Here is a 14223-nt window from a genome sequence, read left to right as displayed (position 1 = left end):
ATCTAAGGAGGTCGGACATTCAGGTCTCCACGTTGGGAAAATGGAAGGGATTGTGTGGGAGCCGGCGTTGCCGGGAAACATTGGCGCGAACGTAGTAGACGAAATAGTGGACCAGCGCGAGCAGGCCGATGATCACCAGGAGCAGCGCCGTGGTCGGCGCCGCCCCGATCATCCCGAGCACGCCCACCGCGATGTAGGAACTGTTGACCAGGGCCAGCATCATCACGTTGATCCCCGGCCAGGCCATCGGCGCGTACGTCTCCGGATACCGGGGATCCACCGGCAGGTTGGGAGTCCAGCCGAGGGCCGAGAACTGGTCCTTGAGGTGGACCGCGTAGAGCAGGCGAAAGTTGTTGAGCGCCCGCGCGGTCCTCATGTGAGCGTTGACGGCCTCGATCAGTCGCAGGAAGGGCAGCACGCTGAGCAGCCCGAACGCGGCGACCATCGCGAACAGGTGCCAGGGCACGGTGAGCCAGGTGGTCAGCGTCTCCGGGCTGACCACCTTCGCGCTGGCCAGCGCGACCGCGGCGGCGAACGGGGCGGCGAGCAGGCTCATGGACAGCCTGGTCATCTTGATGCGCTCGTCCTTGGCCGCGAGATAGACCTGGTACGTCCCGCTGAAGTCCACGGACACGAGGGCGAGGAATTCCCCCGGTGCCACGGGCAGCCCGTCCAGGGTCTCGGGTAGTGCTTCCGCGGTCATCCGCGGTGACATCTTCCGCATCGGGACCCCACTTTCGCCGGATAGTGGATTTTCCCGTAAGAAGATATTGACTCACTTGTCAGGCGAATGAGTGTGTTTTAACGACATACGTCTCAGAGTTCTGCGCGGCCTCTCTCACCGGCGCTTCTTCTCTGGAGAACGGAACCGTCGTCCGCCCGTACGTCAGTGCCCCTCCGCCGCCCTGAACTCCTCGTCCAGCAGGGCCTCCTCCACGGAGGCGGCCATCGTGAAGTAGGCCAGGAGCCCGGTGGTGGCCATCATGTGGCGCAGCGTCCGGCTCACTCCGGCCAGCACCAGGCGGGTCCGGGTCTCCTGGCTCCTGCGCAGGAGCCACAGCAGTTCCGCGAGGCCGGTGGAGTCGCAGAAGGTGAGCCCCTCCAGGTCGAGGATGAGCCGCGGCCCAGCCTGGGCCCGCGTGTCCGGAGACGTCTCGAAGGTCTCCGGAGACGTCTCGAAGGAGGAGAGGATCTGCGGCGAGGGAGAGAGCGAGGCCATCGGGGAGAGTGATGGCAGCCCGTCCGGTGACAGCGCGTTCGGTGACAGCGCGTCCGATGGTGGCGCGTCCGGTGGCGGCCTGTCCGGGGAGAGGGGAGAGGGGTCATCGGGGAAGATCGGTGGGGGGCTTCCCGGAGGTGGCGGGCTTTCCGGGGAGGGGGGAGGCGGGCTCCCGGGAAAGAACGGGGAAGGGGGCTCGGGCGACAGCGGTGACGGCGGATCCGAGGGGAGCGGAGCCCCCGAGGTCAGCGGGACTTCCGAGAGGAACGGCGTCTCGGAGCGGAACGGCGTCTCCGGGAGAAGCGGTGACGGACCGGAGAACACCGTCGGAAACGTCGGGAACGCGGACGGCGAGTCGAGTGACGGAGGAGCCGGGAGCTCGGACCGCGAGTCGAGCGCTGGAGAAGCCGGGAGCTCGGACGGCGAGTTGCCTGCGCTCAGGCTCAGGGCCCTGACGATCTCTCTCCGGAAGGTCGGTGCATAGTCGTAGTCGAGCTCGCCGATCGCCCGGACCACGATGGCGCTTCCGCGCGCATCGGCCGAGATCGAGAGCGTGTTCACACCTTCGGGTGGCATGGAAAGACTCCTTAGACCCGCAGTTCACAGGGCGGGCGTTCCCTCCGTCTTACCAGGTATGCAGTTCTGGTCGCCCCAATGGGGGGGAATTACAGTGTACTTGCGAGATTTCGTCCTATCTGGCGGATGGCGGGGGAGGACCACCCGCTCGAAGCCCCTGGCCGGCGGGCCTTCGTTCCTGACGGACGGCCCCACCGCGTGCGCTCGATGCCGGGCGTCGGCGCATGCCGCGTTCGGACGCCGGCCGTGGTCCGATCTCCTTGCCGAGTCCCATCCGGTGGAGAAGCCACCCCAGGGCGCCGCCCAGGGCCACGACGCCCGCGCCGACCCAGAAGAAGGGGACGCTGGCGGCCACCATCGCCATCCCGGAGATCGCGAAGCCGGTGATGCAGACGATCGAGCCGGTCCAGCCCGCCACGGTGTGTCCCATGTCGTGCTCTTCGTGGATCTCCGCCAGCTCCGCGAGGTCTTTTCTTATCCCCACGATGTCTCCTCCATCTGGAGCGCCGCCCTCCGCGGGCCGTGGCGGATCGCCGGGTGGCAGGCACTAGGTTGAGTCCGCCCGTATCATTTATCTCACGAGCTAAGTTTCTTAGATGATAAGGAGACTCTGCGGTGGAACGCAAACCGGAAGCCGGCGCCTCGCCGCCGGAGGTCCTGGCCCGCATGGACCAGCTGATCGCGTTGAGCCTGGTCGGGCAGCACTCGCTCGCCGAGCGCCTCGGCATCAACGTCACGGACCTGACGTGCCTGGGTTTCGTCCTCGGCGCGGGGGAGGAGGCGCTCACCGCGGGACGCCTCGCCGAGCTGGCCGGTCTCACCACGGGGGCCGTCACCGGGGTGGTCAATCGTCTGGAGGGCGCCGGCTACGCCCGGCGCGTTCCCGACCCTCACGACCGGCGCCGTGTCCGGATCGTCCCGGAAGGGGATTCGGCCGCCCGCATCGCGGCGGCGTACGAGCCCACCTACCGGCGGCTCACCGAGCTCTTCGAGAGCTATGGCCCGGACGAGCTGGCCGCCATCTCCGACTGGTTCACGCGTGCCGCCGACGCCATGCGGACCTCCCTGGCCGAGATCCGCGAATCTCCGGCTCCCTGAGGCCGGGCGTCCGTGACCCGGAGTGTCCACGGGTCATGGTGTTGATTATGGTGATGGCGCCGGCCGGGGCGCCGATCGCCGGCGCGCGGGCGAGCTCGCGGCCGGTTCCCGCCGGGCGTTCATCCTCCGTCGCGGCGCGCGTTCTGCTTCGCGATTCCCTGGAGGACCTCGGTGACGTGGGGGGCGCAGACCGGGTCGCGGGAGTGCCTGCCGGAGAACCAGCGCGTTTCGATCACGTAGTCGGCCGGATGGCCGCAGAGACACTTACCGGGAGTTCCGGAATCCACCGGTACGACCGCCGTGCGGTGAGTCACCATGAGCTAACTTTAGACTCGTTTGACGCTTTTATGATATTTCCTCGCTCTTTTTACTAATGAATCAATCGAGGCTTGCCGGGAACCGTCCCGCCCTCCGGCGCGGAGGGTTTCAGGGCCGGAACGGCGGGGGCGGGCGGTGGTTCACCGGACGTCGGCGGGCAGCGGTTCCGCGATCCGCGCGCCGGCCAGATCGGCGCTGACGGCGAACTTCCCCGACAGCCCGCTGACCTTCAGCAGCCCGCGCACCACCGGTGCGGGCGCGATCAGCCGCAGCGTGCCACCGTGTCGCACGGCCCTGCGCAGGGTGGAGAGCAGCACGGCAACCCCGCTGGCGTCCATGGCGGTGACCATGGACATGTCGAGGAGGAGCCGGTATCCCGGACGGCCCAGCGCGGCCAGCAGGTGCTCGCGGAGCGCGTTGGCGGTGAAGATGTCGATCTTCCCTGCGACGTCGCAGACCATCCAGTCCGGGTGGGCGTGCGTGGACAGGTCCATGTGGACCTCCGATCGGCGACCGCGGGCATCAGCCCGTGGAGCGTCCGTTGGAATGGGGCGGGCGGTGTGACCGATCGATGCCGCTGTGGCGATGTCGAAAGTGTGCCACATCGGAGTGCGTTTCCGCGGTGCCTGTTCGTCATCACCGAGGTGTCCGGGGCGGCGAATCCGCTTTTCGCCGGCACCCGGCCCGGTGAGGTCGTTTCGCGCGGGACTCACCCGGCCGTCGGCGGGTCGGCCCCGAGCGCCGCCAGCGCGGCGGCCACCGCCAGGGGGCCGAGCGTCGCGGCCGGCACGTCGGCGAACTCCACGGTGCAGTCCGAGAGACCGCCGATGGCCACGACCGCGCGGGTGCGGGCCGCCAGGTCGGGGTCCGGGCCCAGCAGCAGGGCGATGAGCCGCCGCCGCCAGTGGCCCATGTGGGTCCCCAGATCGAGGTAGGCCAGGGTGGACAGGTCGCGCACCACCATCACGGTCACCTCTCGGTGTCGGAAGGTGATGTCGAAGTAGTTCTGGAGGAGATCGCGAGGGCTCTGCGGAGCGTTCGCCTCGGTGTCGGCCAGGAAGGTGTCGACATCGTCGATCAGCGGCTGGACGATGCTGCGGAGCAGGTCCTCCCGCGAGGTGAAGTGGTAGTAGAGCGCGGGTTTGGTGATCCCGAGCCGGTCGGCGATGTCGCGCAGGCTCGTCTGCTGCACACCCTTCTCGGCGAACAGTTCCCGCGCGACCGCCTGGATGCGCGCCTTGGTGTCGGACGGCCTCGCCACCTGGTGTTCTCTCCTGTCCTCGCGCCGGACCTCCCGTACGCGCGGGCGTCCTCGTGCTCGGACCAAGGGTACCGGCATGGCGAAGGCGACTGACTTAACGATAGGTAAGTACTTGTGCGAGGTCGTTCGGATGACTTACCTTCCGTTAAGTAAAACAGTTGAGCGGGAGGGAAGGGCATGCGAATCCTCGTCTCCGGAGCCAGCGTCGCCGGGCCGGTCCTGGCGTACTGGCTGGACCACCACGGCTTCGAGGTCACCGTGGTCGAGCGGGCACCGGCGCCGCGCAGGACGGGCGGGCACGCGGTCGACCTGTTCAAACCGGCCCTGGAGATCGTGGAGCGGATGGGCCTGCTCCCCGCGGTCAAGGAGAGGGAGACGGGCACCCGGCGCATCACCCTCACCGGCGCGGGGAGCGGACGGCCCGTGCGCGTGGACGTCGACCGCCTGATCGTCGCGTTCTCCGACCGGCACGTCGAGATCATGCGCGACGACCTGAGCGAGATCCTCCACGGAGCGACCCGCGACCGCGTGGAGTACGTGTTCGGCGACTCGATCGCGTCCCTCAGGGAGGACGACGGCGGGATCGACGTCACCTTCGAGACGGGCGCGCCCCGCAGGTTCGACCTGGTGATCGGTGCCGACGGCGTCCACTCGAACGTGCGCGGCCTGACCTTCGGCGAGGAGTCGCGGTTCGCCGAGTTCGTCGGCACCTACCTCGGGGTCTTCTCCCTGCCCGACCACCGCGACCTCGACGCCGAGATGCTCGCGTACGGCGACGTGGGCAGGATGGCCGCGTTCTACAGCGCGGCGCATCTGGACGAGGCGCGGGCGATCCTCCTGTTCCGCAGCGAGGAACTGGACTACCACCACCGCGACGTCCCGCGCCAGAAGCGGCTGCTGCGGGAGGCGTTCTCCGGGGCGGGCTGGGAGATGCCGAGGCTGCTCGACGAGATGGACGCGAGCTCCGCCTTCTACTTCGACTCGATCACCCAGATCCGGATGGACTCCTGGTCGCGCGGCCGGATCAGCCTGGTCGGCGACGCGGGCTACTCGCCGGGCGCGGCGGTCGGGGGCGGCACCAGCCTCGCGGTGGTCGGCGCCTACATCCTCGCGGGAGAGCTGGCGGCGGCCGGTGGTGACCACGAGCGGGCCTTCCGCGCGTACGAGAGCGAGCTCGGCGACTACGTGAGATACAGCTGGGAGCTGGGGCGCAGGATGGCGAAGACCCTCGTGCCGGACAGCCGGTTCCAGCTGTGGGCCACCCTGCGGGGCACATGGCTGCTCGCCCGCCTTCCCCGCGGCCTGGTCCGCGCCCTGGCCGGTCTCCGGCGCACGAGCGTGCGCATGCACGACACGATCGAGCCGAAGGACTACTCCGGCAGGGAGCGGACCGGGCGTGAGCGGGCGTGAGACCGGTCGGTCCCGGTCACCCGAACCGCCAGCGCGTCGCCGTCCTGCCGTCCGCGCCGTAACCGAAGGCACGCGTGGGGGTGACCCGGTAGAAGCCGTACTCGGGCGAGCCGGGAAGGCCGTCCTCGTGGGCGGAGCCGTCGCGCACCGCGAGCTCCCACTCGTACTTCGCCCTGAAGGCGGCGGCCACCCGCCGGAGCTCGTCCTCGTCCCGTGCCCTGGTGGCGTTCCCCTCCACCACGAGGTCGAGGGTCTCGCCGGCGACGGTGATGACGCAGTGGGGGTTGGCGGCGAGGTTCCTGGCCTTGCGGGACGTCGGGCGGGTGGTGATCCAGGGCGCGTCGCCGGCCCAGACCAGCAGCACGGGCACGGCGTGCGCGCGGCCGTCGGGCCGCACCGTCGAGAGCCAGGCCTTCGGCGCGGACTCCAGGCACGCCCGCGCCTCGTCCCACGGTTCGACCGTCGCCTCGTCCGTGCTGAACGGTGTCGCGTCGGCCTCACCGAACAGGAGTTCGGCGACGGGGGTCGTCTCGGTCATCACGGGTCTCCTCGTCCTCGGGGTCCTCGGGGTCTTGCCCCTCGCCGGGCGATGGCGGGTCGGGCGGTGCTCACACCCCGTGCTCGTCGTACTCGTCGTGCAGGCGCCACCACGCGTAGGGCCGGCTCTGCGGCCGGCCTTCCGGGGAGTCCTCCCAGGTCTCCTGGCGGCCGAACGGCGTCAGGTCGAGGAAGGTCCAGCCACTGCCGAGCCGTTCGACTCCCCGCCCCGTGGTGAAGTAGGTGCGGTAGACGGTGTCGCCGTCGCGAAGGAAGACGTTCAGCGCGAACCCGTCGCCCGCTCCCATGTCGTCGTTGAAGGTGGTGCCCAGCGAGGAGAACCACGGGATCGTCCAGCCCATGCGCTCCTTGAACGGGATGATCTCGGCCAGCGGACCCCGGGACACCAGGACCAGGGAGGTGTCGCGCGCGTGGAGATGGCTCAGATGCCCGACGTTGTCGGTGAACATCGAGCACCCCGAGCAGAAGGCGTCACCGCCCAGCCACATGAAGCTGTAGACGATGAGCTGGCGCCGCCCGTCGAACAGGTCGACCAGGCTCACCGGCCCGTCCGGGCCCTCGAACACGTACCCGCCGCCGTCCCCCTCCTCGCCGATCCGAACCATCGGCATCCTGCGCCGTTCGGCGGCCAGCGCGTCCAGCGCGCGGGTGTGTTCCTTCTCCTTCACCAGCAGCGCTTCCCGTGCGGCCCGCCAATCCTCGGCCGAGACGACCTGGGGGTGGTTCATGGTGCGCTCCCTTCGGTTGGTTCCTTAAAGGAACTTACTGGGGAGACGCTAGCAGGGGATCGTTCCTTAAGGGAACCCTCTCGCCTAGACTGCTCCCATGCAGCGAACCCGATTCGGTGACATGGCCTGCTCGATCGCCCGCACGCTGGATGTCATCGGGGAGCCGTGGTCGCCACTGATCCTGCGGAACATCTATGTCGGCATCAGCCGCTTCGACCAGATCCAGCAGAGCCTGGACATCTCACGCAAGGTGCTCACCGAGCGGCTCAAGTGGCTGGTCGAGAACGGCGTGCTGGAGCGGCGGGAGTATTCGAGCCGGCCGCCCCGCCACGAGTACACGCTCACCGCCAAGGGCCTGGAGCTGTGCGACCTGCTCCTGGTGATGGTGCGCTGGGGCGACCGGTGGACGGCGGGCGAGGCCGGTCCGCCGGTGCTCTACCGCCACCACGCCTGCGGCGAGATCAGCCACGTCGAGCTGCACTGCTCGGTCTGCGACCGGCAGATGGGCGCCGCCGACGTCGACGTGCTGCCCGGCCCCGGGGCCGAACCCCCGACCCCGTCACACGATCAGGCGGGCACGGGCCGGTACGAGCACGCCGAGCCCTGAGACGTGCGCCCGCCCCCGGCGCCGGACGCGGCCGGTTACCGGCGAGGCGGAGCCCCGGCTCGCGGTGCCGATCCACTGCCGATCCACTGCCGAGCCTCCACCGTTCCTCTGCCGTTCCCCTGCCGAGCCCTGCCGGTCCGGTGCCGGTCCGGTGCCGGTCCGGTGCCCGTCAGCCGCCCGCGGCGGTCGCGGCGGTCGCGCGGGCGAGGAAGAGGGCCCGCTCGCGCTCGTTGCGGGTGAGCCCGGCGGCCCGCTCGAACTCCTCGCGCGCCTCGTCGAGGCGGCCCAGCTTCACGAGCAGGTCACCCCGTACGGCCGCCAGCAGCGGATAGCCCTTCAGTGCGCGCTCCGTCACCAGGCCGTCCACGATCTCCAGGCCGCGTTCCGGGCCGTACGCCATGCCCACCGCGACCGCGCGGTTCAGCTCCACCACGGGTGAGGGGGCGACATGGGCGAGCACCCGGTACAGGGCGGCCATCCGCTCCCAGTCCGTGTCGCCGGCGGACGGCGCGCGGGCGTGGCAGGCGGCGATCGCGGCCTGCAGGCCGTACGGGCCCAGCGTGCCGAGCCCCTCGGCGCGGGCGAGCGAGTCCAGCCCGCGGCGGACGAGCAGCCGGTCCCACAGCCCCCGGTCCTGGTCGAGGAGCAGGACCGGCTCGCCGTCCGGTCCCGTCCTGGCGCGCGTGCGGGACGCCTGGATCTCCATCAGGGCGACGAGGCCGTGCACCTCGGGCTCCTCCGGCATGAGACCCGCCAGGACCCGGCCCAGGCGCAGCGCCTCCTCGCAGAGCGAGGGACGCATCCAGTCGTCGCCGGCGGTCGCCGAGTAGCCCTCGTTGAAGATGAGGTAGACGACCTCCAGGACCGACGAGAGCCGGTCGCCCAGCTCGGCCGGGGTGGGCATCTCGATCCGCACCCGCTTGTCGGTGAGGGTGCGCTTGGCCCGGAAGATCCGCTGCCCGACGGTCGGCTCGGGCACCAGGAAGGCGCGCGCGATCTCCTCCGTCGTCAGGCCGCCGAGCAGGCGCAGGGTGAGCGCCAGTCGTCCTTCCGTGGGCAGCACGGGGTGGCAGGCCGTGAAGAGGAGTCGCAGCACGTCGTCGCCGATGTGATCGTCGAGGGTGTCGTCCAGCTCGGCCTCGGCCGACTCCCGGCGGCTCTCCATGTCCCGGCCGACCTCTTCGAGCTTCCGCTCGTACCGGTTCCTGCGGCGCAGCATGTCGATCGCCCGGTGCTTGGCGGTGAGCATGAGCCAGGCGCCGGGATTATCCGGTACGCCCGTCCTGGGCCACTGCTCCAGCGCGATGACCAGGGCGTCCTGCGCGATCTCCTCGGCCAGCCCGACGTCGTGCACCATCCGGGCGAGCCCGGCGATCACCCTCGCGGACTCGATCCGCCAGACCGCCTCGACCACCCGGTGAGCATCCACGACCGTCATGCTCCCCGATCCAAGCACGTCGCCCCCGGGCCAGGGCGGCAGGGGGCGCCGCCCTGGAAGATGCCGGGAGACGAGGAGCGCCCCGATCCAGGTGAGGCCGGCGAAACAGGGCACCTGGATCGGGGCGCCAGAGCGCCGGGGCGCCGGGCCAACGCGGCGCCCCGGCCGGGGTTCCCGACGGGATCCCGGCCGGGGCGCCGCCGGCGACGGCTTCACGCGGGGGCGGCGAAGTCCTCGGGGCCGAAGACGCGGTGGAGGTCGCCCTCACCCTCCCAGCCCTCCCAGTGGTCGCGGTGGAGCCTCATGAAGCGGGAGACCCACTCCATCGCCTCCTCCTTCGACCTGACCTGGTAGAGGGCGTAGCTGATCAGCTCCTTCGTCTCGGCGAACGGGCCGTCCGTGACGCTCAGCCTGCCCCCGGTGAGCTCGATCCGCGCGCCCTGGGCGCTCGGCGCCAGCCCGCCGTTGTCGAGCAGCACGCCCGCCATGGTGGCCTCCTCGCCGAGCTTCATGATGGCCTCCATCAGCTCGGCGGGCGGCGGGGTGTCGGGCCGTTTGGTGACCTTGAGGGTGGCCAGGTATCGCATCGCTTTTTCTCCTTGGTCCTGTTTCTCGAACGGTCTGGTCGGGTCTTCTCGAACGGTCTGGCCGGGGGGCGGGCCGGGTCAGGCACGCCGGGACGCGGTGCGCCGGCGGAGATGGAGCGACAGGGCCGAGAGCCAGCCCCAGACGGCCACGATTCCGGCGACGAAGGCCAGGTTGGCCCAGACGGCGCCCCCGCTGCTCGCCATGGCGGCGAAGGTCACGAGGAACACCGCGCCGGTGAGCCACGAGTGGACGGCCCATCCCGTACGGCCCTCCGCGGCGAACCGGCGGCCGATGACGAAGCAGGCAACGATCACGCACAGGAAGCCGACGGCGCCGCAGGCGAAGTGGAGGATCCCGTGCCAGCTGACCGGTCCCGGCCCCTCGTGCGTCCCGGCGGGGAAGCCCATCCCCGGGTCCGCCCGGAAGATCCCCGCGCCGACCAGGCTCACCCCGTACGCGCCGACGAGCCGGGGAGCCCAGGTCGCCCCGCGCCCCGGAACCAGGGCCCGGCGCAGGCCGATCGCGCAGGCGACGCTCGCCAGCCCGGCGACGACGAGGTTGGCGACCTGGATCCAGCCGAGGTCGCCGTTGGCGAGCATGCTCCACGCGTGGCGGGTGAGGTCGAAGCCCTCCCGGGTCAGCGCCTGAGCGAGGGACACCGCGACGTACACCGGCCCGGCGACGACCCCGTAGCCCAGGAGTGGCCTGGTGAGGCTCGGCCACGGGTCGCGGGCCACCGTGCCGGCGGTCCTCGTCGTCTGCTGGGTCATGGTCTTCTCCTCACGCGTCCTGGGCCGGTTCCCGTGCTCCTTCCGGCCCTCTGACCACACTTCGAACGGGCCCCGCCGGATTCGACACGGCGGCCGGATTTCTTTCAAGATTTTTCGGGGCGCGGATCATCTCGATGTCCCCGGAGTGACCTATTCCCCTCTGATTCCCCTCTGAGCTGCGAAAACAGGAGTCCGGGCCGGCGCGGGCGGAGCGAGCGTGATCCGCGGAGGGCGAGACACTCCCGGCGCCTGGGAGACACGCGGCGGTGGCGCGGGCGCGAACCGCCCGCGAGCCTCGGACGGCGCACCTCCGGGGTGGCGTGGGATGATTTCCCCATCATGCCCGCGACGCTGCCCTTCCGCCTCGCCCGCGCGGCCGCCTTCGCCGCGGTCTGCCTGGGGCTGAGCGTGATGGCACACGTCCTCGCGGGAGGCGCGGTCTCCGTGCCGACCGCGACCGTGGCCCTGGTGCTCGCCTTCGCCGCGGCCCTCGCCGTGTCGGGGCGCGAACGGACGCTGGCGGTGATCCTGCCGGTTCTGGCGGGCGCGCAGGCCGGACTGCACGTGCTGTTCTCTCTTGCGCACGCCGCGTCCCCCGCCGAGATGATCGGGCATGTCCACTCGGGGCTGCTGCCCGGCCTGGGCATGCTGGTGGCGCACGGCTGGGCCGTCGGGCTGACCGCGCTGTGGCTGGCGCGCGGCGAGGCGGTGCTGTGGGCACTGCTCCGGCGGCTCGGCGTCCGGCTGCGCCGCGTGCTCATCGTGGTCGTGACCCCGGCGTACACGTCCTTCCTCACCGCGGGCGCGATCGAGCCGGGCGTCCTGCGCCCGGCCGTGCTGCGCCACGTCGTCAGCCGGCGCGGCCCTCCCCGGATCGTCACCGTCACCCCCGGCTGACCGCCCAGGTCACCCGGGGGCGTGACTCGTTCCCCAGCCCGCGGTACGTGCGCGCGGGCCTGCGCCGACGCGGCCTTCCAGCTGCCCGGCGGACCGAATCAGCGTGACAATCCCGGCCGCGTGGCCGGCATGGCCCCATCGAGGCGGCGTTCGGCCGCGGCCTGCCGGTCCGGCCAGAAGAAAGGCGTCAACGTGTCTGCTCGTCGTATCAACCGTGCCGGAATCAGCCGTTACGGAGTCACTCGCGTCACTTGCGTCACCCACGCCGGAATCCGGCGTACCGCCCCCGCGGGCGTCCTGCTCGCGGCCGTGATGGTCCTGGGCGGATGTGGCTCCCAGGACAGCACGGTGCCGGCCGCCGCCCCGAGTACCGCCGCACCCGCCGCCACCCCCGCCGCCCCCTCCACCGCCGCCGTGGCCGCCGTCGCGTTGACGATCACAGATCCGTGGGTGAAGACCGCGAAGAAGGGGATGAGCGCCGCCTTCGGCACCCTGGTCAACAACACCGACGCCGAGGTGACGGTCGTCTCCGGCGCCTCGCCGCTGTCCCCGAAGATCGAGTTGCACGAGGTCGTCGACTCCAAGGGAAAGATGATCATGCGGCCCAAGGAGGGCGGGATCGTGATCCCCGCGAGGGGCACCCACCTGCTCCAGCCCGGCGGTGATCACATCATGCTGATGGGTCTCACCAAGGCGGTGAAGCCCGGCGCGCAGATTCCCTTCACCCTGACCCTCAAGGACGGCAAGACCGTGGAGTTCACCGCGGTCGGCAAGGACTTCGCCGGAGGCAAGGAGGACTACCGGCCCGGCATGGACATGGGAGACGGTGACAAGGGCGACAAAAGCACAGACATGGGCGAGAGCGACGGCTGAGCGGGAACGGAGGAGAACTCATGCGGGAACCCCGACTCAGCCGTAGGGGCCTGCTCGCGGGAGGCGCCGCCACCGCGGTCGGCGCCCTCGCCGCGTGCGCCCCCGACCAGGCTGTCCCCCCAGTCGCCCCCCAGGCCGATCCCCGGACCGCTCCGGCCGCGTCCCCCGTCTCCGGCGGTTCCCTGACGGAACCCTTCGACGGGGTCCACCAGGCCGGGATCGCTACGGCGCCCCAGACGTACGGGGTGTTCGTCGGCCTGGATCTGCTGCCGGACACCGACCGTGAGGCGCTGGTCCGGATGATGCGACTGCTCACCGACGACGCCCGGCGGCTCACCCAGGGCAGGCCGGCCCTGGCCGACACCGAACCGGAGCTGGCCGTCCTGCCCGCCAGGCTGACCGTGACCTTCGGGTTCGGCCCCGGCCTGTACACGGCGGCCGGGCTGGCCGGCCGCCGTCCGGAGGCGGCGGCGCCGCTGCCCGCCTTCGCGATCGACAGGCTCAGGAAGGAGTGGAGCGACGGGGACCTGCTGCTGCAGATCTGCGCCGACGACGCCCTCACCCTGAGCCACGCCCTGCGCATGGTCGTCAAGGACGCGCGCTCCTTCGCGAAGGTCCGCTGGACCCAGCGGGGCTTCCGGCGCGGCGCGGGCACCCAGCCCGCCGGGCTGACCCAGCGCAACGTCATGGGCCAGCTCGACGGGACCGTCAACCCGGCACCCGGCACTCCTGAGTTCGACCGGGCCGTGTGGGTGAGCGGCGGTCCGGAGTGGCTGCGCGGCGGCACCACGCTGGTGCTGCGGCGCATCCGGGCGGAGATGGAGACCTGGGACGCCGTGGACCGGGTCGCCAAGGAGTTCACCGTGGGCCGGCGTCTGGACAACGGCGCCCCGCTCACCGGACGCGACGAGCATGACATGGCCGACTTCGAGAAGCTCAACGCGATCGGCTTCCCCGTCATCTCCGAGCAGGCCCACATCCGCCGGGCCCATGTGGCCGACCCGAACCTGCGGATCATGCGCAGGGTCTACAACTACGACGAGGGGCTCACCCCGGACGGGCACGCCGACTCCGGGCTGCTGTTCGCCTCCTACCAGGCGGACGTCTCCCGGCAGTTCGTACCGATCCAGCGCAGGCTGGCCGAGGCCGACCTGCTCAACGAGTGGACGACCCCGATCGGCTCGGCCGTCTTCGCCATCCCGCCGGGATGTTCCCCCAACGGCTGGATCGGGGAGGGCCTCCTGAGCTGAGAGGGACCGCTCGCGCGCCCGCGACGACCATGGTCGTCGCGGGCGCGCGAGCGGTGGTGCCGTGGTCGCCCACCGTGGGAGTGGCCGTCCGGAGGGCCGGCGTGCCGGGCGGCACCCCGGCGGTCATCGGCATCAGCGCGGTGACCGGCCGGCTCAGGCTGCCGCGCCCGTCCGGTGGCCTGGCCCGCAGCCTGGAGATCCCGTCCGGCGAACGCGTTGCCGTCACGGGAAAAGTGACCGGACCCTCTGATTGAGTGGTGCGAATCTCACTGACGGCCCACGGACGGATGGCCATCTTCCTGGATCCGGCGGGGATGACCGTACTCGCCGCCTATTTTATGCGATATGCCCGTCAAAGCCATATTTCTCCAAAACTGGACAAAAGTATTAATTGCCACATTTAGCTTATTTCTCTTGGCTGGAAAACAATAAATTTCACTATTATTGCGGTATTTTGATAAATCTATAGCCTGTGGCTGATTGGCTCCGTAAGCTCATTCTCCTCACCGCATGGGAACGGTCCACTGGAGGTCCGTTGTGTCTGACAATTCCCCCGGACTTCCCGGGGCCAGGAATCCATCGGGACAGTTGCCCGGCCAGGTCGTCACGAGGGCGCGACCCTCAGGGAGGCT

At 70.4% G+C, this 14223-nt stretch carries 18 protein-coding genes; 7 read left to right on the top strand and 11 right to left on the bottom strand.

The window, feature by feature from the left end; all coding sequences use genetic code 11:
• Positions 1-19 precede the first annotated feature (19 nt).
• The 3 genes from ACTOQ2_RS29820 to ACTOQ2_RS29810 form a co-directional block, all read right to left on the bottom strand.
• Entirely contained in the window at positions 20-703 is a 684-nt protein-coding gene (locus ACTOQ2_RS29820) for a hypothetical protein (protein ID WP_440104056.1), read from the bottom strand.
• Positions 704-886: 183 nt separating this feature from the next.
• Entirely contained in the window at positions 887-1219 is a 333-nt protein-coding gene (locus ACTOQ2_RS29815) for an STAS domain-containing protein (RefSeq protein ID WP_440104055.1), read from the bottom strand.
• Between the two features lie 691 nt (positions 1220-1910).
• The gene (locus ACTOQ2_RS29810) at positions 1911-2279 is read right to left on the bottom strand and encodes an HGxxPAAW family protein (protein WP_440070511.1); all 369 of its coding nucleotides are present in this window, start codon (positions 2277-2279) and stop codon (positions 1911-1913) included.
• Between the two features lie 131 nt (positions 2280-2410).
• Here ACTOQ2_RS29810 and ACTOQ2_RS29805 point away from each other — a divergent pair, with 131 nt between their 5' ends.
• A complete protein-coding gene (locus tag ACTOQ2_RS29805) occupies positions 2411-2893 on the top strand; it encodes a MarR family winged helix-turn-helix transcriptional regulator (protein WP_440070510.1) in 483 nt (160 codons plus the stop codon).
• Positions 2894-3012: 119 nt separating this feature from the next.
• Here the strand turns inward: ACTOQ2_RS29805 and ACTOQ2_RS29800 are convergent, their stop codons facing one another.
• From ACTOQ2_RS29800 to ACTOQ2_RS29790, 3 genes are all read right to left on the bottom strand, one after another.
• On the bottom strand, positions 3013-3210 hold the full coding sequence (locus ACTOQ2_RS29800) for a hypothetical protein (RefSeq protein ID WP_440070509.1): 198 nt from the start codon (positions 3208-3210) through the stop codon (positions 3013-3015).
• 141 nt (positions 3211-3351) lie between these two features.
• Entirely contained in the window at positions 3352-3705 is a 354-nt protein-coding gene (locus ACTOQ2_RS29795) for an STAS domain-containing protein (protein WP_440104053.1), read from the bottom strand.
• 215 nt (positions 3706-3920) lie between these two features.
• On the bottom strand, positions 3921-4472 hold the full coding sequence (locus tag ACTOQ2_RS29790) for a TetR/AcrR family transcriptional regulator (RefSeq protein ID WP_440104051.1): 552 nt from the start codon (positions 4470-4472) through the stop codon (positions 3921-3923).
• 177 nt (positions 4473-4649) lie between these two features.
• Between ACTOQ2_RS29790 and ACTOQ2_RS29785 the strand changes: the two genes are divergently transcribed.
• Positions 4650-5882 carry an FAD-dependent monooxygenase gene (locus tag ACTOQ2_RS29785; RefSeq protein ID WP_440104049.1) on the top strand — a complete coding sequence of 411 codons (1233 nt, stop codon included), beginning with the start codon at positions 4650-4652 and terminating at the stop codon, positions 5880-5882.
• A gap of 16 nt (positions 5883-5898) precedes the next feature.
• On the opposite strand, the gene ACTOQ2_RS29780 is transcribed toward ACTOQ2_RS29785, so the two are convergent.
• Both ACTOQ2_RS29780 and ACTOQ2_RS29775 read right to left on the bottom strand, forming a co-directional pair.
• Positions 5899-6420 carry a pyridoxamine 5'-phosphate oxidase family protein gene (locus tag ACTOQ2_RS29780; protein WP_440104047.1) on the bottom strand — a complete coding sequence of 174 codons (522 nt, stop codon included), beginning with the start codon at positions 6418-6420 and terminating at the stop codon, positions 5899-5901.
• 70 nt (positions 6421-6490) lie between these two features.
• Positions 6491-7168, bottom strand: coding sequence for a DUF899 domain-containing protein (locus ACTOQ2_RS29775; protein ID WP_440104046.1), 678 nt, complete (start codon positions 7166-7168; stop codon positions 6491-6493).
• Positions 7169-7265: 97 nt separating this feature from the next.
• Here ACTOQ2_RS29775 and ACTOQ2_RS29770 point away from each other — a divergent pair, with 97 nt between their 5' ends.
• The gene (locus ACTOQ2_RS29770) at positions 7266-7775 is read left to right on the top strand and encodes a winged helix-turn-helix transcriptional regulator (protein ID WP_440104044.1); all 510 of its coding nucleotides are present in this window, start codon (positions 7266-7268) and stop codon (positions 7773-7775) included.
• Positions 7776-7944: 169 nt separating this feature from the next.
• On the opposite strand, the gene ACTOQ2_RS29765 is transcribed toward ACTOQ2_RS29770, so the two are convergent.
• From ACTOQ2_RS29765 to ACTOQ2_RS29755, 3 genes are all read right to left on the bottom strand, one after another.
• A complete protein-coding gene (locus ACTOQ2_RS29765; protein ID WP_440104043.1) occupies positions 7945-9213 on the bottom strand; it encodes an RNA polymerase sigma factor in 1269 nt (422 codons plus the stop codon).
• A 212-nt stretch (positions 9214-9425) separates the two neighbouring features.
• Complete coding sequence (locus ACTOQ2_RS29760; protein ID WP_440104041.1) at positions 9426-9800, bottom strand: YciI family protein; 375 nt, start codon at positions 9798-9800, stop codon at positions 9426-9428.
• A 78-nt stretch (positions 9801-9878) separates the two neighbouring features.
• A complete protein-coding gene (locus tag ACTOQ2_RS29755; protein ID WP_440104039.1) occupies positions 9879-10571 on the bottom strand; it encodes a DUF998 domain-containing protein in 693 nt (230 codons plus the stop codon).
• Positions 10572-10910: 339 nt separating this feature from the next.
• Here ACTOQ2_RS29755 and ACTOQ2_RS29750 point away from each other — a divergent pair, with 339 nt between their 5' ends.
• The 4 genes from ACTOQ2_RS29750 to ACTOQ2_RS29735 all read left to right on the top strand — a co-directional run bounded on the left by ACTOQ2_RS29750 (position 10911) and on the right by ACTOQ2_RS29735 (position 13845).
• A complete protein-coding gene (locus ACTOQ2_RS29750) occupies positions 10911-11468 on the top strand; it encodes an MFS transporter (protein ID WP_440104037.1) in 558 nt (185 codons plus the stop codon).
• A gap of 192 nt (positions 11469-11660) precedes the next feature.
• Positions 11661-12341: a copper chaperone PCu(A)C gene (locus ACTOQ2_RS29745; protein ID WP_440104035.1), complete on the top strand. Its 681-nt coding sequence runs from the start codon at positions 11661-11663 to the stop codon at positions 12339-12341.
• Positions 12342-12361: 20 nt separating this feature from the next.
• Positions 12362-13591: a Dyp-type peroxidase gene (locus ACTOQ2_RS29740; protein ID WP_440104033.1), complete on the top strand. Its 1230-nt coding sequence runs from the start codon at positions 12362-12364 to the stop codon at positions 13589-13591.
• A complete protein-coding gene (locus ACTOQ2_RS29735; protein ID WP_440104213.1) occupies positions 13549-13845 on the top strand; it encodes a hypothetical protein in 297 nt (98 codons plus the stop codon). The genes ACTOQ2_RS29740 and ACTOQ2_RS29735 overlap by 43 nt, the downstream gene beginning before the upstream one ends.
• Positions 13846-14223: the final 378 nt, after the last annotated feature.

It is taken from the genome of Streptosporangium sp. H16 (genome assembly GCF_051918855.1).
GTDB lineage: Bacteria > Actinomycetota > Actinomycetes > Streptosporangiales > Streptosporangiaceae > Streptosporangium.
Note: the sequence above shows the minus strand (reverse complement) of the source record. Positions and strands in the feature narration are given on the sequence as shown.